This is a genomic window from Rhizomicrobium sp., from assembly GCF_056722145.1.
Map to the genome: position 1 here is coordinate 1 of NZ_JBWZET010000323.1, position 18,995 is coordinate 18,995.

The following is an 18,995-nucleotide window of genomic DNA, read 5'->3' on the forward strand; positions in this document are numbered from 1 at the left end:
TCACCTCATAGCTTTCCTGAGCGATGCAGGGACCGATCGCCGCCGCGATACGGGCACGGTGGGCACCCAGCGTTTCCATCGCGGCCAGGACCGAATCGGTGACGCCGCCGATGGCACCTTTCCAGCCCGCATGGGCAGCCCCAATGACGCCGGCATCGGCGTCGGCGAGCAGCACCGGGGCGCAGTCGGCGGTGAGGATACCGAGCGCCAGGCCCGGCACGCGGGTTGCCAGTGCATCGGCATGCGGTGCCGCCCCTCTCTCCCATGTTTCCGACACGGTAACAGCGGTGGCGCTATGGACCTGGTAGCAGGTAACCAGCGAGGTACCGCCCAAAGCCGCAAGCGCACGGCGGCGGTTCTCGTCCACCGCGGCGCGGTCGTCGCCCGAGCCCGGCCCGCAATTGAGCCCAGCATAGACGCCTTCAGACACGCCCCCTGGCCGCCCGAAGAAGCCGTGGGCGATATGCGGGGTGTTCAGAGCCGCCGCCGTCAGGACCAGCATCAGCCGAAACCATACCCCGGCGGCTGCTTGGCACCCGGTGGGACCATTGCGAGGACCTTGAACAGCGCTCCCATCTCGGCCGGATTGACCAGCCGGTCGATGGCGATGGCGATCTCGCGGGCGTCGGTCGGGTTCGATTTGATCAGCCGCTCACCGCGTTCGCCGATGCCGAGGTCGGCGAGGAAGTTGCATTGGGTGGTCGGGCCGTAGACCGCCGCGCCGCCGGCTTTGGCCGCCTGGGCCAGCGCCACGAAGTCGACATGCGCCGACAGATCGCTGTCTCCGGGCTCTTTCAACACGTCGATGAACTTGCCGTCGGCGACCGCTTGCAGGGTTTCGCCAAACCCGGGCGAGTCATAGCCATAGTCGACGAACACCGCGCCGCCGCCCTGTTTGGCGACTGCCCGCGAAATTTCTTCGGCCAGCGCGAGGGCAGCCGGTGACACTTCGTATATCGCCCCGACCTTGGCAACGCCTCGAGCGGCGGGCAGCAGGCTGTCGGACTGCGGCACCGGATCGGGGTTGAGGGCAAGGCTGAGCGCGCCGTCCTTGAGTCCGATCATCCGTTCGCACCAGCCGCGCGGGGTCATCACATATTGATGTACCGGCAGGCAGTCGAAGAACTCGTTGGCAATCAGGAACAGCGGCCGGTCGGCGAGGGCTTCGTCGAAGCGCTCATGCCAGGAGATGTCGGCGCCGATCAGCTTCAGCTTGTCCCGCTGGACCGTCGCGAGCGCGGGGCTGGCTTCCACCAGCACGATCTCGGCGATATCGAGGAATTCGGGCGCTGCCGCCGCAACGGCCCGCAACGCGTCGGCCATCAGGGTGCCGCGCCCGGGGCCGAGCTCGACGAGGCGCGGATTGGCCGGCCGGCCCTGGTCGTGCCAGGTCTGCGCGACCCACAGGCCGAGCATCTCGCCGAAGGTCTGGCTGACTTCCGGCGAGGTGACGAAATCGCGCCCGATGGTCTGGCGGGCCGTGTAGGAGCCAGCCTCCGAATCGAACTGGCAGAGGTTCATGTATTGCGCCACCGAGATCGGGCCTTGGGCTTCGATCCAGCGGGCGATTTTGGTGGTAAGCGCGGTCATGATGGTTTCCTGCCCCAGTCGGGCTTTTTGTATGCGACCCATAAGAATAGCGCAGCGGCAGCCCACATGGGAATCGATAGCAGCATGCCCATCGAAAACCAGCCGACAATCATGGATTCGGAGTCGCGGAAGAACTCCGAGAACGCCCGCGCTAAGCCATATCCGGCGAAAAACAGGCCGGTGATGAGCCCAGGACGGCGATGCCATCCGAAGCGCTGGATCCCAAGCTGCAGGATGGCGAAAAGCAAAACGCCTTCGGTGAAGGCCTCGATCAGCTGGCTGGGAAAGCGCGGTTCGAGCCCGGCCGGGCAGCCGCCATACATCGCCTTCAGATGGTCACTGCAGAACACCATGCCCCACGACGAGTCGGTGACCTTGCCCCACAGTTCGCCGTTGATGAAGTTGGCGAGGCGCCCGAAGAACAGGCCGATCGGCGCCACCGAACAGGCGAGATCGCCGACCGCGAATATGTTGAGCTTGCGGTGGCGCGCGAACAGGATGACCGCGATCGCAACGCCGAGCAGCCCGCCATGAAACGACATGCCGAGAAGCTCGGGCTTATAGAAGGGAACGGTCCAGCCGAAGAGGTGAAATTCGACCGCCTGCCAGTGGGCGATGAGGTTGAGCGGGTTGGTGAGATAGGCCATCGGCAGGCCGCCGCAATCGCGCCCGCCCGGGAAGAAGCCGCAGTAGAAGATGCCGTAGAACAGGTCGTAGCCGAGCCGGCCGCCGATCACGACGCCGAGCGTTGCCCAGACGAATAAATCACCGATATCGTCGGCGGTGGCCGGCGCCGCGCCGGAGAACGGCGGCCGCTTCCACAATGATACCTGCTTCAGCATTTTCACGATCAGCCACCAGGCCAGGACCAAACCGGCGATGTAGCTGAGCGCATACCAGCGCACCCCCAAGGGGCCGAGGTGGATGGCGATGGGATCGAACTCGGGATAGTCTAACATTGAGGATACCACGCGCTGCTTTGGCTTTACCTGTCAAGCATGCTTTGGTGAAGCCACGGTAACAGGTGCGCCGCGCCGCCGGGAATTGCCAAGAAGAGAGTCGGAACAAGGACATATCGCGATGCAAAACGACAATCCCTTTCTCGACGGCCTGGCCCGGCTGGTCACCGATGCCGCCGGTGCAGCGCAAGGTGCAAAAAGCGAATTCGAATCCTTCTTGAAGCAGCGCCTGGAAAAGCTGCTTGCCGACATGGAGCTGGTTCGCCGTGATGAGTTCGAGGCGGTCAAAGCGATGGCCGCCAAGGCGCGGGAGGAAAACGAGTCACTGGCCCGCCGCTTGGAGGCTGTGGAGAAACGCCTCGCCGGCGACGCGCCGTGAATCAGAATGTGCCGTGACGAAATTCGAAAACTGTGAATAGCGGAATCCGTCCAACGGCGCCGTGAGTCAGACTCTTGTGCTCACGCAAAATGTTGTGGCAGCTTGACCTCGAACTGCTTCGTTTTGCGTCGCGCCCCCGGAGTCTGGTTAATGACGAGCATCCACCAGGACCAATCCACCAGCCGTCCGCATCCGCTCGATTTGCTCGAGCGGACGGTGGAAGAGAACGGCTGGGCCTACGAACGCGCCGGCATTGACGAGCTTAATCTGTCGGTGGCGGGCCGCTGGTCCGACCATCACTTCAGCTTTACCTGGCGCGAAGATCTGGCGTCGCTGCACCTGTCGAGCGCCTTCGACATGCGGGTGAAGGGCGAAACGCGCCTTGTCGATATTGCGGCGCTGCTGATGTACGTCAACGCGCGTCTGTGGATTGGCCATTTTGATCTGTGGCCGGAGGACGGTACCATCGTCTTTCGCCATGCCATGATCTTCCCGGAGGCGCACGCCTCACCGTCGCAAATGGAATGCCTGCTCAATCTGGCGCTGGAGGCCTGCGAGCATTATTACCCGGCCTTCCAGTTCGTGCTCTGGGGCGGCAAGTCGGCCCAGGAGGCGGTTGCGGCCGCCATCCTCGAGTGCCAGGGTCAGGCCTAGAGCGGTTCCCCGAAAAGTGGAATCCGGTTTTCTGGTATGAAGCGCGACCACAACAAGCTAGACCGTTCCAACGAACGGCGGAGCGGTCAAGGCGTGAATCGGAATCGCTACAATCTGGCGTCCGCGGCAGCGCGGCCGATTTCTCGTGGAGGTTGATTATGAGCACGCCCATCCTGATCGTCGGCGCCGGCAAGATGGGGACCGCCCTGATCCACGGCTGGGTCAAAGCGGGGCTCGGCCCGATCACCGCCGTAGAACCCAACCCGTCCGAGGCGCTCCAGCAGACCTGCGTCAAGATCGTGCCGACTCTCGCCGGGGTCGAGGATCACGTCTGGCGCGCCTGCGTGGTGGCGTTGAAACCGCATATCGTTCGGGCCGAGGCGGCCAAGCTCGCTAGCATTGCTGCGCGCGGCACCCTGATGATCTCGATTGCGGCCGGCACCGGCACGGACCTGCTCGCCCAGAACTGGGGCGCGGGCGCAGCGATCGTCCGGGTGATGCCGAATACGCCCGGCTCGATCGGCCGCGGCATCTCCGGTCTCTATGCGGCGCCGTCGGTCGGTGCAGCTGATCGCGACTTTGCCGGCACGCTGGTGGCCGCTATCGGCGAGACGGTGTGGCTGGCGCAGGAAGGTTTGATCGACGCGGTAACCGCCGTGTCCGGTTCGGGTCCCGCCTACATCTTCGCCTTGGTGGAGGCGATGACGACGGCCGGTGAAGCGGCGGGCTTGCCGCACGAGACCGCCGCCCGTCTGGCGCGGGCGACCGTGACCGGCGCAGGCGCACTCCTGGATGCCGACCGGCGCCCGACGCGCGAGCTCATCCGTGATGTTGCGACCCCGGGCGGCACCACCGAGGCGGCGCTGAATGTGCTTCAGGCCAAAGATGGCCTGCCGTCCGTCATGACAAGGGCGGTCGCCGCCGCCAAAATCCGCGCCGAGGAGTTGGCGCGCAGTTGATCCCTCGTCCGCGTCCTAAAAAAGAAGGGGGCCGCTGACGCGACCCCCAAGCTGAGACGCAATAGAGGGGAGGTCCTTACAGTTTGAAGTGGACGCCGACCGTATAGCTGCGGCCCAGCGAGATCACGCCATACACCTGATCCGCGAACCTGCCGCGGGTCGAGTACGAGTTGTCGAGCAGGTTAGAGGCAGTGAAGTAGGCCTTCACGTTGTCGGTGATGTCGTAACCGCCGCTGAGCGAAAGATCCCAGTTGCCGTTCACGAAGATCGGCTCCGTGCCAAACGTGCCGTTCCCCTGGCCCTGACCGAAGCGATCAAGGTAGGTGTCACGCCAGTTGGCGGCGAAGCGCAGCTCGATTCCGTCCTTGTCATAGAAGAACGTCGCGTTTGCCGAGTCAGCCAGTCCGGTGACCGCGAAATTGCTGACCAGCAGGTTGTGCGGATCGTAGGGACGGTCGCTTTGAACGATCGTGCCGTTGATCAAGTAGCCGAAGCCACTGTCGCCGAACACATGCTGCCAGGCAAGCTCGAGGCCGTAGACGTTGGCGCTAGGCCCGTTGATGACGCTGTTGAGCGTGAACACAGGGTTGGTGCCCGTGTTCGGGTCGATCACGCCCGGCACGACGAGTGTCGAGGTGCCGTTGATGACGAAGTTGGACACATTCTTCAGGAACACGTCGGCCGACAAATAGGAGTTTTCGCCGTAGTACCATTCCGTGGCCACGTCCAAGTTGTCGGAGAGGAACGGCAACAAGTTCGGATTGCCGCCGGTGGCCACCAACGAGCCCTTGCGGCCGCCGTACGACACGGTTGCGGTCAGGTTGGCGATCGGCGCACGGGTCATCGTGCGAGATGCATCGAACCGCATATGAAGGTTGTCGGTCACGAGTAAGGTAAAGTCGAGGTTCGGCAGCAGATAAGAGTAGCTGTTTTTCACGCTGACGACCTTGGGGTCGGTGAGATCGAACCGGTACGCGGTAAGGTCACCAGGCGTGACGACCATGTCCTTCAGCTCTGTGCCGAAGCCGGACGCCGTCATATCGGTGTATTCCCAACGCACGCCGCCGTTGATCTTCAGAGGCATGTCGGCGAGCTTCGCTTCCGACGCAAAGCTGGCATAGAAGGCGTAGTTGTCTTCGAAGAGCTTCTGATACTGCGACATCGATTCGTCGGGCATCTGGCTCGGGATCATGCCGTGGAAGCCGGCCGGGCTGGTGAGCGCGCCGCAGTTGACGCCGTTCGGAGTAGGAACGCCATAAATCGGGTTGCCACTGGAGTCATAGCCGGTGACCGGGCAGGTGATGGACGTACCGGTCTTGCCGTTTAAGTAGGCGTAGACGTCATAGGCATTGGTGATCGGCAGACCCGGAATCACGCCGCCCGTCGGTCCCGTCCAACCGGGAATGCTGTCGGGCTTCATCGTCTTGACGCCATGGAACAGCGATGCCGGAAGGTGGAAGCCGGCGTCCGAACCGGAGGCGAGGGTATTATGCGAATCGGGGCCGTAGCCTGAGACGACCTGCCAGTTGTTGTTGGAGCCACCGAAGAGGTCGGTGAAGGAGTGCGTGATGTAGTGGTTCGGCTGGTACTGGGCACCGAATTTGATCTTAAGGCTATCGTACTCGATTTCGGCTTCTAGTTTGGCCTGATTGACCAGATAGGTATTGTTCCTGTTGTTCACCACCATCACATGCGAACCCAGGATGCTGCCGTCAGGCGTCAAGCCGGTATTCAGGCCCGTGAACTTCGAGGCATCGCCGCTCGGACCGACGCCGGAGTAGAACGGAAGGCCGTGCCCGCCAGCCTGGGTAACGGTGTAGTTGGAGCCGTAAATGCCGCCAGGCCCCGACGGACCATAGCCGATGCCGGCAGAGACTTCCTGGAGGTGTTTGCGGCCACCCGGGTTGAGAGCGGACAGCGCCTGATTGAAATCGGCAACCAGCGTGACGTGGGAGTTGAGAGACCACTTGGCATTGATGCCCACGTTGTAGGTCTGCTGGATCTGCTGGCTTCTGACGTCGTCGAAGTCCTGCGGCCCAAACCGCGTAAAGGCCATGATTGTGCCGTTTTTCGACACCGAAACGTTTCTCATGTCGCCGACGCTGTTCCACAGCGCGTAAGTCAGCGAATCCTGCATCAGGTCGTCGCGGGCGAAGTTGCCGTCAACCGTGATTTCCAACGCATCGGTCGGCCGGAACTGGGCCACGGCGCGCAGGTTGGTGCGCTCTTCGTTGATCTGGTTCCAGTCGACCGCATAGTCCTGCGTCCACCAGACCGGCTTCGAAGTGTCAGGCGTGTTGCGGGGGTCGGTTGCGGTCAGCGTGCCGCAGTCCGGTCCCGTATAGCCGGAGAGCTGGCATGGTGCGATGTACGAGCCGTTCCAGCCCCAGTTCTGGACCTGCCATTGGCTAGTCTGGAAGCTCGAATAGGAGCCGGCAACCAGAACGCCGACCTTGTCGTTGGCGAACGTGTCGCTGACCAGGAAGTTGCCGTTGGGCATCCAGCGGCCGTCGTCGGTGTTGATGCTGCCCGAAGCAGACGCCACAACCGTGAGGCCGGGCTTGTCGAACGGCTTCGGATAGATGACGTTGATGCTGGCACCGATGGCGCCGGCCGACAACGCGGCATCCGGTGACTTCAACACTTCCAGGCGCGAGACCATGTCGGCGGAGAGGCCGCTGAAGTCGAACGAACGGCCGCCAGTGGTCACGCCGGTGACGGAGTTGGCCGACGGGATGAAGCGTCCGTCGAACAGCGTTTCGTTGTAGGTCGGGCCGAAGCCGCGAACGGTAATCGACACGCCTTGGCCGGTCGTGGTCGCTTGGCCGTTGTTGGTCGAGTTCGCCGTCATCGACATCGTCACGCCAGGAATGCGCATCAACGCATTGGCGAGGTTGGCATCCGGGAACTTGCCGATGTCTTCCATCGTGATCGCATCGACGAGGCCGAGGCTTTCGCGCTTGATGTCGAGGTTGCGCTGCAGCGATCCGCGAATGCCTGTGACGACGACCGTTTCCATGGAGTCTTGCGCACTCGCGGGCACAGCCGTCAACGCGGCCATGACGCAAGCGCTGCCCAGCAATGCCGAGCGCATGATGGTGTGGTTGGTTTTTCGCACGTTATCTCTCCCTCTGTTGTTTCTTTGGCGGGTTGGGCACACCCGCCCGATCGGACGAGCAGTTCGTCCGCTCGTGTAGCGCCGCGCGGCTCTTGAAGTTGTGCAAGCATTTCGGGCAGCCCCCGCCCCGTCCGTCGCTTTGCCGTCGTGGAAATCCGGCGCTCAGCCGGCGTTTCCGGGAGCGCTCCCGGACCCTACCGAGGTAACGCTACCACCCTAAAAGCTATCAGTTGGGGAAAGCGCTGTCTAAATGAAACAGGCCGCAAATACTTGACGACGAGAGAATTACCGGGCGTATGGCAAAGTCGTACCACAGTACTACCTAGAAAAAATTTCTGTGATGATGCAGAAATACCGTCGAATACTTCAAACGATCTCCCAACAATATGACGGATTGGCAGCCCGGTTCCACACCTTCGCATTTAGCATGGCGTGAATGCGCCGGAATGATCGCAAGCGGTGGTGGGGAAAAGGAGGTGTGGTACGTCTATGCCTAGCGCCGATAATGCAGTCCGACCGTCAGACGGCGACCATAATCAACGACATCCAGCACCTGCTCGGCAAAGCGTCCGCGCGTCGAGTAGGTGGAATTCAAGAGGTTCATGACCTCGCAATAGACGTCGAGATTGCCGGTCAAGGCGTAGCTGGTCGAGAGGTCGACGTTCCAGCTTGAATCGACGAATGTCGGTTCGGCGCCAAAGGCGGAATAGTTCTGCTGCTGACCGAAGTGGTCGAGGTAACTGTCGCGCCAGTTGGCGGCGATGCGAACCTGGAAGCCGTCTTTGTCGTAGAAGGCGATCAGGTTGGCGCTATCGGCCAGACCGGTAACGGCGAAGCCGCTGGTCGTCAGGTCATGCGGATTATAGGGCTTGTTGGAGCCAACCAGGGTTCCGTTCGCCTGCAAGCCGAAGCCGCTATCGTCGAAGACGTGCTGCACCGCGACCTCAAGGCCATAGACCGATGCCGTCGGGCCATTGAGATAAGACGAAACGCGGAACAGCGCTGGCGCGTTGGTCGTGGGGTCGGAGACGTTGTTGATCGTCTGCGTCTTGGTGCCCGAGACGATGAAATTCGTCACGTTCTTGATGAAGGTGTTGACCGATACATAGGAGTTCGGCGCGTAGTACCATTCCGCGGCAAGGTCGAGATTGTCCGACAGGAACGGCTCCAGTTCGGGATTGCCGCCGGTGGCGACCAAAGAACCAACCCGTTCGGACGAGGTCAGGTTCAGGATCGGCGTCAGGGTGTTCAGCGGCGGCCGGGTCAGTGTCCGCGACGCGCTGAGGCGAACATCGATCTCATCGCTCACCTCGAGCGTGAAGTCGACGTTCGGCAGAATGTAGGTGTAGGTGCGCTGGTTGGTGACAGGGGTCTGCTGATCGTACTCGACCAGGAAGGCGGTGTGGTCGGATGGCATGATCGACAGGCTGGTGGGACGCCGGCCGATACCGGTCGAGGTCAGATCGGTGTATTCCGCGCGCAGCCCGGCATGATAGCGTAGCGGCAAGGTGAATATCCGGGTCGTCCCCGCGAGGACGAGGTAGCCGGCGGAGTTGTCCTCGTAGATTTGCTGGAAATTGGCGGGATCGAGCACGACCGAGAGCTTGCCGTGATACGCCGGATCGCAGCAGCCCCAATTGAACCCGGGTATGGCATTCGGCGTGGTCGGGTCGCCAAGACTCTCGAGATACCCGATCACCGCCTTGGGATCGAAAGCGACGACATGAGCCGGCAACGCATCGGCCCCACGCCAGCCCGAAATGAAATTTGCGGTCGCGAAAGAGCCGGCAAACAAATTTGGAGGGAGGGCTACGCCAGCGGGCAGTCCGGCGGCCCCGCCGTTGCTATAGGTGTTGTGCGAGGCTGCTCCGTAGCCGGCGAACGCCTGCCAATGATTGTTGGCAAAATCCTGGTAATTGACCAGCTTCATGTGGTTGGCAACGCGTTGGAAGCCGGCGCTGATGCGCACGGACTCGCCTTCCCAGTCGACTTCGAGTTTTGCTTGGTTGACGAGATAGCGGTTGCGTTGGCTGATCAGCACGAGAACGTGTGAGCCGATGAGGTTTGGGTCAAGAAAACGCGAACGATCGCCGTTCGGGCCATAGACGCTGTAGTAAGGCAGGATATGATTGCCGCCTGCCGCCACAACGATGCCGGTATTGGAGCCATTGATGCCGGTTGCAGTTGATGGGCCGTAGCCGACGTCGGCACTGAATTCGCCGAACTGTCCGCCGGGATTGAGCGAGGAGAGCGCCAGGTCGGCATCGGCCAGAATGGTGAAATTTCTGGCGGGCGTTACGCGCATGTTGATGCCGAAATCGTAGCTTTGCAGCACCTGTTCATTGTTCTGGGCGTCGAAATCAGTCGGCGTGTTGGGCCGCACGAAACCGGTGATGGTGCCGTGATCTGATGTCGTCACCTCTCGCATCTCGCCAGCATTGTTCCAGATGGCGTAACCGTTCTGCCGCTCCTTGAGATCGTTGCGGGTGAAATTGCCGTTGACGGTCAGGAGGATGGTTTCGATCGGGCGCCATTGCAGGATCGTGACCGCGTTCTCCCGCATTTGCCAGTTGCGGATCTGATAGATGCCATAGTCCTGGATGTACCAAACGGGCCGTGTGGTGTCCGATTCCAGCGGTGCGCCGCAAGGCATCGTGGCACCGGCGAACTGGCAGGGATCGAGATACGAGCCTTCCCAGCCCCAAATAGTGGCTTCGTTGCTGCGGCTCTTGGTTTCGGCATACGCCGCTGCCACCAGAATGCCGATGCGGCCGTCGTCGAAGGTATCGCTCAACAGGACATTGCCGTTCGGAGTCCAGTGGCCGGCCTCGGGCGTGAAGGTGGTCGAGGCCGAGCTCGCGATCCTGAATCCGGGCGTATCGAGCGGCTTGGGATATTTGACGTTGATGGTGGCGCCGATGGCGCCCGCCGACAGCGACGGATCGGGGCTCTTCAGGACGTCGACTTCCTGTACCAGGTCGCTGTTGAGGGCTGAGAAGTCGAAGGCGCGATTGGAAACGCCCGAGGGAATCTTGCGTCCGTCGAACAGGGTATCGTTGAAGGTCGGACCGAAGCCGCGCACCGTGATCTCGGTCGGCTCGCCGGTCGAGGAATTGATGCCGCTGAGACTGGTGACGGCGCGGTTCACGGTGACGCCGGGAATGCGCATCAGGGCGGTGGCGAGATTGGAATCGGGAAAGCGTCCGGCGTCCTCGTAGGTGATGGCGTCGATCAGCCCGAAAGAACCGCGCTTGACGTCGAGGTTGCGCTGCAGCGATCCGCGGATGCCGGTGACGATCACCGTCTCTGCTTCCAGCGGCACCGGAACGATCGCCGCAATGGGCGCCGGCAGGCGTGCCGCGGCGGCTTTGACGGGACGCACGATCAACCCGCCGCTCCCGTCGGGAACGATTTCCAGATTGCTGCCGGCGATAACGCGGCCGACCGCATCCTGCGCCGACATGGTGCCATGCACCGCAGACGCCTTCAGATCGCGCACGGCATCGGGTGCGAACAGAATGTTCGCACCGGTTTGGTGCGCAATATCCCTGAGCGACTGGGCCAAAGGCTCTGCCGGGACGTGGACATCGCCCGCAAAAGCGAAGCGTCCACTTACCGCCACCACCGCAACCGCCGCCGCCCAGAAACCTAGTCGACGACTGCCCGGTGTTCTGCCCCCGACCATGTGCCCCCTTGCGGCAGGTACTCCGCCCGACAAGCTTGAGGATCGATGATGATCAGCATTTCCTCACCTGTACTTCAGGTTCTTTTTTCCCGTGCCGGATTGGGCTCGAGTCTGACCTGATCCGTATCGACTTCCAGTATGACTGGAAGCAGTGTCGCGACGGAATGGGCAAACGCCACATTATCTCCGACACGATAAACGCCACTGATCCGCAGATCGGCGACCTCACCGTCGTGGACGGCGATCTTGATCACCGAATAGCGATTCATCTCGCGCACGGCGCCAGCCAGCGTTTCATTGTCGAACACGGCTTGGCCGGTCTGCCACGCGAGCAGCGGCACCAGATTGGGTCTGTCTTTTCGACGCCCCCAACGCCCGGCCGCAAAGCGGTCGCCGACCGCGAGTATCTGGCGCAGCGACCCGTCCTTGAGCGCAACCGTAAGAGAACCCTGGATCAGCACGACGCAAACGTCATCGCCGTCACGCCGAACGTCGAACGTGGAGCGTGCAGCGAAGATGCGGCTGGATGCGGCGTCGACCACGAAGGGGCGCGTATCATCCTCGCGGACGTGGAAGTTGCACCGCCCGTGTTCGACCGCAACCGTGCGGGCATCGCGGTCGAATTGCGTTCGGATTTTCGTGTCGGTGTCGAGAAACGCCTGGGTGCCGTCCGGCAGGACGGCATGCTTTTGTTCGCCGACCGCGGTTTCATAGGTGCCCGCGCCGGCGTTTTGCCAGAAGGTGAGAAGGACGCCGGCCGCGGCCAGCGAACCGAAACCCGTTATCATGGCCCGGCGCGGTATGACCCGGCGCGCCGGCATTGCTATCGGCTCGTCCCAGGCGGCGCCGGCGATTTCCCAAACTTCCGTAACCGCTTCGAATGCGGCAGCGTGCCGTCGATCCTTGGCCAGCCAAGCCCGGAACGCTGCCTCGTCGGCAGCGCTTTTGTCGTCGGCTCTGAGACGGGCAAGCCACGCCGCCGCCTCGGCCCGGATTTCGGGAGCTATTTCACTTACAAACGCCATTTCACCAGTCTCGGGTCCACTCGGTCAAAAACAACGCCGCTTTCGCAATGTGCTTTTCGACGGCACTCTGGCTGATCCCGAAATGAACCGCGATCTCGCGGTATTTCATTCCGTGAAGCCGGTGCATCAAAAATATTTCTCGGGTGCGCGGGGTCAGTTTTGTGAGGCCATCCTTCACCCTAGCTAGACGCGCGCGCGCCTCGATTACCTCATCTTGGAGCGGCGCATCGTCGGGCTGCTGCGCCTCCTGCCCCGCATCTCCTGGCGCCCACAGCCGTTCGTGGCGGTGGATGTCGATGGCAATGTTCGTCGCCGTACGCACGAGAAAAGCGCCTGGATTTTCAACGGCATGCTCGGCGCGATATTGCTCAAGGCGGATGTAGGCCGTGTGCAGCAGGTCCTCTGCGTCGCTGCGTCCGCGGGTATGGCGCGTGACCAGCTTGAGCAGTTTGCTCCAATAGGCTCTTTCTGTTGGCACTTCGGCCATTTGCCCCCCTACTGACAGAATTATAGCAGGGCTTGCGGCAGGCTCAGGCGATAAATTTCCCTTTTGGCCCATGAGGTAAATGATGGGTCATACGTCTCCGGGCAATATTGTCAGACATAACGGAGTGTTTGACGCAAGAATCAATGGGGCCAGCCCTCCAGTGAGAGCGGAGGGCTGGCGAATCGCACCGGATGGTGACGAATGGACGCGCCAAAGCAGGGGCGAAGACTGCCGGACCGGCCGGCCCACTTATTCCGCCGGCGACACCGCCCCATCCGGAGCCCCGCGGCGCGATGGTGCGGTCAGGCGTACTTCCAGCATCCTGAGTAGCACATAGAACACCGGCGTCAGGAACAGGCCGAAAAAGGTGACGCCGAGCATGCCGAAGAACACCGCGACACCCATGGCGTGGCGCATCTCCGCTCCGGCACCGGTGGAAAGTGCCAGCGGCGCCACGCCCATGATGAAGGCGAACGAGGTCATCAGGATCGGTCGCAGCCGGAGTCGCGCCGCCTCCACCGCCGCTGCCACAATCGAACGGCCTTGGTGCTCCAGGTCGCGGGCGAATTCGACGATCAGGATGGCGTTCTTCGACGCGAGGCCGATCAGCACGAACAATCCGATCTGGGTGAAGACGTTGTTGTCGCCGCCGGTCGCCCACACGCCGAAGATGGCCGAGAACAGGCACATCGGCACGATCAGGATGATCGCCAGCGGCAGGACCAAGCTTTCGTATTGCGCCGCCAGCACCAGGAAGACGAGCAGCACGCAAAGGGGAAAAACGAACAGCGCGGTATTGCCGGACAGGACCTGCTGATAGGTTAACTCGGTCCACTCATAACGCATGCCCTTGGGCAAGGACTGGTCAAGGATTTTCGAGATCGCCGCCTGCGCCTGGCCGCTGGAATAACCCGGAGCGGGGGCTCCGTTGAGGTCGGCCGAGCGGAAGCCGTTGTAGCGCGTGGCGCTGTCGGGGCCGGCGGTTTCGGACAATCGGATCACCGAGCCGAGCGGCACCATCTCGCCGGCGACATTCTTGGTCCTGAGCTTCAGGATGTCGGCGGGGCGGGAGCGGAACGGGCTGTCGGCCTGGGCGATCACCTGATAGGTGTGGCCGAATTTGTTGAAGTCGTTGACGTAGATCGATCCCAGATAAATTTGCATGGTGTCGAACACGTCCTGCACCGAGACACCGAGTTGCAGCGCCCGGGTGCGGTCGAGATCGGCTTCGAGCTGGGGTACACCGATGTTGTAGTTGGAAAACACCCCGCCCAGCTCCGGCGTCTGCCGCGCTTTCATGGCGACGGTCTTCATCGCCGCGTCGAGCGCCTCATAGCCCTGGTCGGTGCGGTCCTCCACCTGCAGCTTGAAGCCGCCGATCTGGCCGAGTCCCTGCACTGGCGGCGGCGGAAACACCGCCACGATGGCGTCCTTGATGCCAAGGTATTTCATCTGCAGGTTTTGCGCGATCGCCTGTCCCGACAGCTTGGCGCTGGTACGCTGTTCGAACGGTTTCAGGGCGATGAATACGACGCCGGCCGATGGGCTGGTGATGAAGCCGTTGATCGACAGGCCGGGGAAGGCCACGGCGTGCTCGACGCCCGGTTCCTGCAGGGCGATGTTCGACATCTGGCGGATCACGTCTTCGGTGCGGTTCAGCGTCGCCCCTTGCGGCAGCTGCGCGAAGCTGACGAGGTATTGCTTATCCTGCAGCGGCACAAAGCCGGGCGGCACCATCTGGAAGCCAAGATAGGTGAGGCCGAGCAGCACTGCATAAACGCCGACCGCCCGCGATTTATGGCGCAGGGTGCCGCCGACGCCACGGCTGTAGCGATCGGAGCCGCTGTGGAAAACGCGATTGAAGCCGCGGAACAGCGGGCCGCCGTAGCGGTCCATCTTTTGCGTCAGCCAATCCTTCGGGGCGTGTGGCGATTTGAGCAGCAGCGCCGCCAGAGCTGGCGACAGCGTCAGCGAGTTGAACGCCGAAATGATGGTCGAGAACGCGATGGTGAGCGCGAACTGGCGATAGAACTCCCCGGTCAGGCCGGCGATGAACGCCACCGGCACGAACACGGCGCACAACACCAGGGCGATGGCAATGATCGGTCCGGTCACTTCGCGCATCGCCCGGAGGGTGGCGTCATGGGGCGTCAGGCCGTCTTCGATGCCGCGCTGGACGTTCTCCACCACCACGATGGCATCATCCACCACGATGCCGATGGCAAGCACCAGTCCAAATAGCGACAGCGCATTGATCGAGAAGCCGAACAGATACATCGCCGCGAAAGTGCCGATGATCGATACGGGAACCGCCAGAAGCGGGATTATCGAGGCGCGCCAGGTCTGCAGGAACAGGATCACCACCAGCACGACCAGAGCCACGGCTTCCAGCAGGGTGTGGATGACCGCTTCGATCGAGCCGCGCACGAACACGGTGGGGTCGTAGACGATGCGGTATTCGACGCCGGGCGGGAAATTCTTGGCGAGTTCCGCCATGGTCGCGCGCACGTTGTCGGAAATCTGGATGGCGTTGGAACCCGGCGCCTGGAAAATCGGGATCGCCACCGCCGGCTGGTTGTCGAGCAGCGACCTGAGGCCGTATTGCGAGGCGTCGATTTCGACGCGCGCCACATCCTTCAGCCGGGTGACGACGCCGCCGTCCTGCTTGATGATGATCTCGGAGAATTCCTCAGGGTCGGACAGGCGTCCCTGAGCGTTGATCGGCAGCTGCAGTTCGCCCTTGTTGCCATAAGGCGGGCCGTTGATCACGCCGGCGGCGACCTGGACGTTCTGCTGGCGCACGGCGTTCACGAACTGATCGGCAGTGATGCCGCGCGCGGCCATCTTCTCCGGATTGAGCCACAGCCGCATGGCATAATCGCCCGATCCGAACAGCTGCACCGAGCCGACACCGTCGATCTTGGCGAGCTGGTCCTTGACGTTCAGCACCGCGTAATTGCGCAGGTACAGCGTGTCGTAATGCTTGTTGGGCGAGATCAGGTGCACGACCATGGTGAGGTCGGGCGAGCTTTTGGTGGTGGTGACGCCGAGATTGCGCGTCACGTCGGGCAAGCGCGGCAAGGCCTGGTTGACGCGATTCTGCACCAGTTGCTGGGCGAGATTGGCATCGGTGCCGAGCTTGAATGTCACCGTCAGGGTCAATTGTCCGTCGCTGGCAGCCTGCGAGGACATGTACAGCATGTTCTCGACGCCCTGGATCTGTTCCTCCAGGGGCGTGGCCACCGTCTCGGCGATCACCTTGGGATTGGCGCCGGGAAACTGCGCCCGCACCACGACCGACGGCGGCACGACTTCGGGGTATTCCGAGATCGGCAGCTGAAAGACGGCGATCAGGCCGGCGAGAAAGATCGCCACCGAGATGACGCCGGCAAAGATCGGCCGGTCGACGAAAAACCGCGACAAATTCATGGTCGTCTTCCGCTTAGCGTGATGCGATTTTCGATTGCACCGACACCGGTGCGCCCATCGCGACGTGCTGGACGCCGTCGACGATCACCTGATCGCCGCTCTTCAAGCCGCCGAGCACGACGCGCTCGCCGTCGAGGGTGGCGCCGAGCTTGACCTCGCGCATTTCCGCCTTGCTGGCTTTGCCGACGACGAAGACGAACTTCTTGTTGAGATCGGCAATGACGGCGCGTTCGGGAACCGTCAGCGTGTCGCGGTGGTCGCCGGCACCGAGCCGCACCGAGACGAACATGCCCGGCACCAGGCTGCCATCGGCGTTATCGAACTTGGCGCGCGCCCGGATGGTGCCGGAACCGGAGTCGATCTTGTTGTCGAAGCTGTAGACCGTGCCCTTGAAGACGCGGCCGTCGGCGCCCTGCAGTGTCATCTCGACCGGCAGCTGCTGTTCGTCCGTCGCCGTTTCCGCCCGCGCATGGACGGTGGCGAGATAGGTCTGCTCGTCGACCTCGAAATCGGCGTAGATGCCGTCATTGGAAACGATCGAGGCCAGCAACGGCGCGTTGGGCGTGGTCTGCACCAGATTGCCGACCGTCAGCTCCGGCCGGCTGATGCGCCCCGAGATCGGCGCCTTGATATAGGCGTGATCGACATCAACTTCGGCTTGGTGCAGGGCAGCTTGTGCCACCGCCACGTTGGCGACCGCGACCTCGTGGGCATTGACGCGTTGGTCATAAAGGCTGCGCGCAATTGCGTTGGCCTTGATCAAGCCTTCGCCGCGCTGAAGTTCCGTTTTGGCCAGCGCCGCGTTGGCGCGTGCCGAAGCCAGATCGGCTTTTGCCTTGGCCAGCGCCGCCTCATAGGGCCGGGCATCGATCACCATCAGAATTTGGCCCGTTTTGACGATCTGGCCATCCTTGAAGCGCACGTCGGTGATGCGCCCGCCAACTTCCGGACGGATTTCGGCGTAATCGACCGCGTTGAGGCGGCCGGAGAACTGCGACCACAGTTGCACCTCGTGCGGCGCCACCGTGACAACGCCGACGGGAACCGCCTGGGGTGCGCCCTGCGCCGCCTTGGCACTGGTCCCGAGGCTGAAAACGACGGGAAGGGCCAGCAGCGTCCCCAGCGCGACGGCAAGAAAGACCCTTGGATGTCTGCGGACTATTGCAACCATGATGCCGCTCCACTATTTTGATTTTGTAATGAACGACACAGATAAGTTGGAACCGCGTTTGTTCAAGAGTAATTCTGTAGCGAACGGTACAAAAAAATTATCGGGAGCCTGACGCATGGGGCGTCATCGTGAATTCGATCTCGAACAAGCCCTGGCGGCAGCCCAAAAAGTGTTTTGGGTCAAAGGCTACGACGGCACTTCGATCAGCGACCTGACCGAGGTGATGGGAATTAACTCGCCCAGTCTTTACGCTGCGTTCGGATCGAAGCAGGGCCTGTTCAAGGCAGTGCTCAACCACTACGACGCGTCACGTGAGAAGGTTCTCATCAAGATTCTGGCGGAACCGACGGCCAAGGCGGTGGCCTCCCACTATCTGTCCGCGCTCGCCGACTACGCCACCGACAAGAAACATCCGCCGGGTTGTTTGATGATCAAGGCCGGCCTGTCGCCTGGCGAAGGCGAAATTGCCAAGCAACTCGCCCAGCACAAGGCGGCGATGGAGATGGCCCTGCGCGAGCGCTTCGAATGCGCCAAGCGGGCCGGCGATTTGCCGCCCGACGCAAATCCGACGGCGTTGATGCGCTACCTGATGGCGATGGGCAGTGGCTTATGCGTCCAGGCGGCAGGCGGGGCCAGTCGCGAGGAGTTGCGCAGCATTGCCGAACTCGCGCTCGCCGGCTTTCCGGAAAAGAAAAAGGCGGCCGCCAAGAAAGTCGCGGCCGCCGTATAAATTTCCGAGCCGCGTTTAGCCGAGAACGACGGTGACGCGGTTGGCGCTGCCGGCCGGCTGCACCGCGATTTCGCGCACCGGCATACCATTCAGCGTGACCGCTTTGACGCCATGGGCGACATGGCTGGGATTGGTGACGGTGATGTCAAACGTGGCGCCGCGCCATTGGCGTTTTACCGAGAACGCGTCCCACGCCGGCGGAATGCAGGGATCAACCGTGAGAGTCGCGAAACCCGGGCGGATGCCGAGGATCCATTTGGTCACGGCGGTGTAGTTCCAGCCGGCGCTGCCGGTCAGCCAGGGATGGCGGGCACGGCCGTGACGGGGATGCTCGGCGCCGTAGACGAACTGGCAATAGGAATAGGGTTCGCCCTCGCGGGTTTCGATGCGGTCGTTCTGGTTGAATGGCAGCATCGAATCGTAGAAGCGCATGGCGCGGTCGCCCTGTCCCAGCCTCGCCGCGGCGATCACCGCCCATGGGTTCGGGTGCGAGAAGATAGCGCCGTTCTCCTTGATGCCCTTGTAGACGCGGCCCATGAAGCCGATTTCGTCGTTCGGTTTGGAGAACGAGGGCTGCAGCAGATGCAGGCCCCAGGGCGTGTACAGATGTTCGTCGATGGCATCGAGGGCGCTCTCGGCCCGATCCCTCCGCGCGGCGCCCGAGATGATCGACCAGGTGTTGCTCTCGAGGAAAATTTTGGCTTCCTCGCTGGCGCGGGTGCCGATCTTGAGGCCTGTGGCGGTGGTGCCGCGCGCGTACCATTCGCCGTCCCACAACTCGCGTTCGCAGGCGTCGCGCACGTCTTCTG

14 protein-coding genes and 1 pseudogene are annotated in these 18,995 nt (G+C 62.4%); 4 read left to right on the forward strand and 11 right to left on the reverse strand.

Annotated features, from left to right (window positions below; translation table 11 throughout):
* The 3 genes from AC1P6P_RS17340 to lgt form a co-directional block, all read right to left on the reverse strand.
* Nucleotides 1-502, reverse strand: a 502-nt coding sequence (locus tag AC1P6P_RS17340; protein ID WP_481403701.1) for a purine nucleoside phosphorylase YfiH/LACC1 family protein, incomplete at its 3' end; no start/stop codon positions are given.
* Nucleotides 502-1,590, reverse strand: coding sequence for a class I SAM-dependent methyltransferase (locus AC1P6P_RS17345; protein WP_481403702.1), 1,089 nt, complete (start codon nucleotides 1,588-1,590; stop codon nucleotides 502-504). The genes AC1P6P_RS17345 and AC1P6P_RS17340, both read right to left, overlap by 1 nt.
* Nucleotides 1,587-2,549 (reverse strand): prolipoprotein diacylglyceryl transferase, encoded by a 963-nt coding sequence (gene lgt / locus AC1P6P_RS17350; RefSeq protein WP_481403703.1) that lies wholly within the window; start codon nucleotides 2,547-2,549, stop codon nucleotides 1,587-1,589. The genes AC1P6P_RS17345 and lgt overlap by 4 nt, the downstream gene beginning before the upstream one ends.
* A 121-nt stretch (nucleotides 2,550-2,670) precedes the next feature.
* Between lgt and AC1P6P_RS17355 the strand changes: the two genes are divergently transcribed.
* The 3 genes from AC1P6P_RS17355 to proC all read left to right on the forward strand — a co-directional run bounded on the left by AC1P6P_RS17355 (nucleotide 2,671) and on the right by proC (nucleotide 4,541).
* The gene (locus AC1P6P_RS17355) at nucleotides 2,671-2,928 is read left to right on the forward strand and encodes an accessory factor UbiK family protein (RefSeq protein ID WP_481403704.1); all 258 of its coding nucleotides are present in this window, start codon (nucleotides 2,671-2,673) and stop codon (nucleotides 2,926-2,928) included.
* Nucleotides 2,929-3,078: 150 nt separating this feature from the next.
* Nucleotides 3,079-3,582, forward strand: a complete 504-nt coding sequence (locus AC1P6P_RS17360) for a type III secretion system chaperone family protein (protein WP_481403705.1) — start codon at nucleotides 3,079-3,081, stop codon at nucleotides 3,580-3,582.
* A gap of 158 nt (nucleotides 3,583-3,740) precedes the next feature.
* On the forward strand, nucleotides 3,741-4,541 hold the full coding sequence (gene proC / locus AC1P6P_RS17365; RefSeq protein ID WP_481403706.1) for a pyrroline-5-carboxylate reductase: 801 nt from the start codon (nucleotides 3,741-3,743) through the stop codon (nucleotides 4,539-4,541).
* A 76-nt stretch (nucleotides 4,542-4,617) separates the two neighbouring features.
* On the opposite strand, the gene AC1P6P_RS17370 is transcribed toward proC, so the two are convergent.
* From AC1P6P_RS17370 to AC1P6P_RS17400, 7 genes and pseudogenes are all read right to left on the reverse strand, one after another.
* Complete coding sequence (locus AC1P6P_RS17370; protein ID WP_481403707.1) at nucleotides 4,618-7,659, reverse strand: TonB-dependent receptor; 3,042 nt, start codon at nucleotides 7,657-7,659, stop codon at nucleotides 4,618-4,620.
* A 493-nt stretch (nucleotides 7,660-8,152) separates the two neighbouring features.
* Entirely contained in the window at nucleotides 8,153-11,344 is a 3,192-nt protein-coding gene (locus AC1P6P_RS17375) for a TonB-dependent receptor (protein WP_481403708.1), read from the reverse strand.
* Between the two features lie 74 nt (nucleotides 11,345-11,418).
* The gene (locus AC1P6P_RS17380) at nucleotides 11,419-12,165 is read right to left on the reverse strand and encodes a FecR family protein (protein ID WP_481403714.1); all 747 of its coding nucleotides are present in this window, start codon (nucleotides 12,163-12,165) and stop codon (nucleotides 11,419-11,421) included.
* A gap of 57 nt (nucleotides 12,166-12,222) precedes the next feature.
* Nucleotides 12,223-12,369 (reverse strand): annotated as a pseudogene (locus AC1P6P_RS17385) (DUF4880 domain-containing protein); the annotation flags it as partial.
* A 1-nt stretch (nucleotide 12,370) separates the two neighbouring features.
* Entirely contained in the window at nucleotides 12,371-12,856 is a 486-nt protein-coding gene (locus AC1P6P_RS17390; RefSeq protein ID WP_481403709.1) for an RNA polymerase sigma factor, read from the reverse strand.
* 249 nt (nucleotides 12,857-13,105) lie between these two features.
* Nucleotides 13,106-16,285, reverse strand: a complete 3,180-nt coding sequence (locus AC1P6P_RS17395; RefSeq protein WP_481403710.1) for an efflux RND transporter permease subunit — start codon at nucleotides 16,283-16,285, stop codon at nucleotides 13,106-13,108.
* A 13-nt stretch (nucleotides 16,286-16,298) separates the two neighbouring features.
* Nucleotides 16,299-17,456 (reverse strand): efflux RND transporter periplasmic adaptor subunit, encoded by a 1,158-nt coding sequence (locus AC1P6P_RS17400; protein ID WP_481403711.1) that lies wholly within the window; start codon nucleotides 17,454-17,456, stop codon nucleotides 16,299-16,301.
* Nucleotides 17,457-17,571: 115 nt separating this feature from the next.
* Here AC1P6P_RS17400 and AC1P6P_RS17405 point away from each other — a divergent pair, with 115 nt between their 5' ends.
* Nucleotides 17,572-18,186 carry a TetR/AcrR family transcriptional regulator gene (locus AC1P6P_RS17405; protein WP_481403712.1) on the forward strand — a complete coding sequence of 205 codons (615 nt, stop codon included), beginning with the start codon at nucleotides 17,572-17,574 and terminating at the stop codon, nucleotides 18,184-18,186.
* A 15-nt stretch (nucleotides 18,187-18,201) separates the two neighbouring features.
* Here AC1P6P_RS17405 and AC1P6P_RS17410 read toward each other — a convergent pair.
* Nucleotides 18,202-18,995 (reverse strand): GH36-type glycosyl hydrolase domain-containing protein (locus AC1P6P_RS17410; protein WP_481403713.1); only part of this gene is annotated, 794 nt, incomplete at its 5' end.

Bases quoted from the DNA above. Each gene is read 5' to 3' on its own strand.
- AC1P6P_RS17345 (WP_481403702.1), bottom strand. From the start codon at position 1,590: ATGACCGCGCTTACCACCAAAATCGCCCGCTGGATCGAAGCCCAAGGC.
- lgt (WP_481403703.1), bottom strand. From the start codon at position 2,549: ATGTTAGACTATCCCGAGTTCGATCCCATCGCCATCCACCTCGGCCCC.
- AC1P6P_RS17355 (WP_481403704.1), top strand. From the start codon at position 2,671: ATGCAAAACGACAATCCCTTTCTCGACGGCCTGGCCCGGCTGGTCACC.
- AC1P6P_RS17360 (WP_481403705.1), top strand. From the start codon at position 3,079: ATGACGAGCATCCACCAGGACCAATCCACCAGCCGTCCGCATCCGCTC.
- proC (WP_481403706.1), top strand. From the start codon at position 3,741: ATGAGCACGCCCATCCTGATCGTCGGCGCCGGCAAGATGGGGACCGCC.
- AC1P6P_RS17375 (WP_481403708.1), bottom strand. From the start codon at position 11,344: ATGGTCGGGGGCAGAACACCGGGCAGTCGTCGACTAGGTTTCTGGGCG.
- AC1P6P_RS17380 (WP_481403714.1), bottom strand. From the start codon at position 12,165: ATGCCGGCGCGCCGGGTCATACCGCGCCGGGCCATGATAACGGGTTTC.
- AC1P6P_RS17390 (WP_481403709.1), bottom strand. From the start codon at position 12,856: ATGGCCGAAGTGCCAACAGAAAGAGCCTATTGGAGCAAACTGCTCAAG.
- AC1P6P_RS17395 (WP_481403710.1), bottom strand. From the start codon at position 16,285: ATGAATTTGTCGCGGTTTTTCGTCGACCGGCCGATCTTTGCCGGCGTC.
- AC1P6P_RS17400 (WP_481403711.1), bottom strand. From the start codon at position 17,456: ATGGTTGCAATAGTCCGCAGACATCCAAGGGTCTTTCTTGCCGTCGCG.
- AC1P6P_RS17405 (WP_481403712.1), top strand. From the start codon at position 17,572: ATGGGGCGTCATCGTGAATTCGATCTCGAACAAGCCCTGGCGGCAGCC.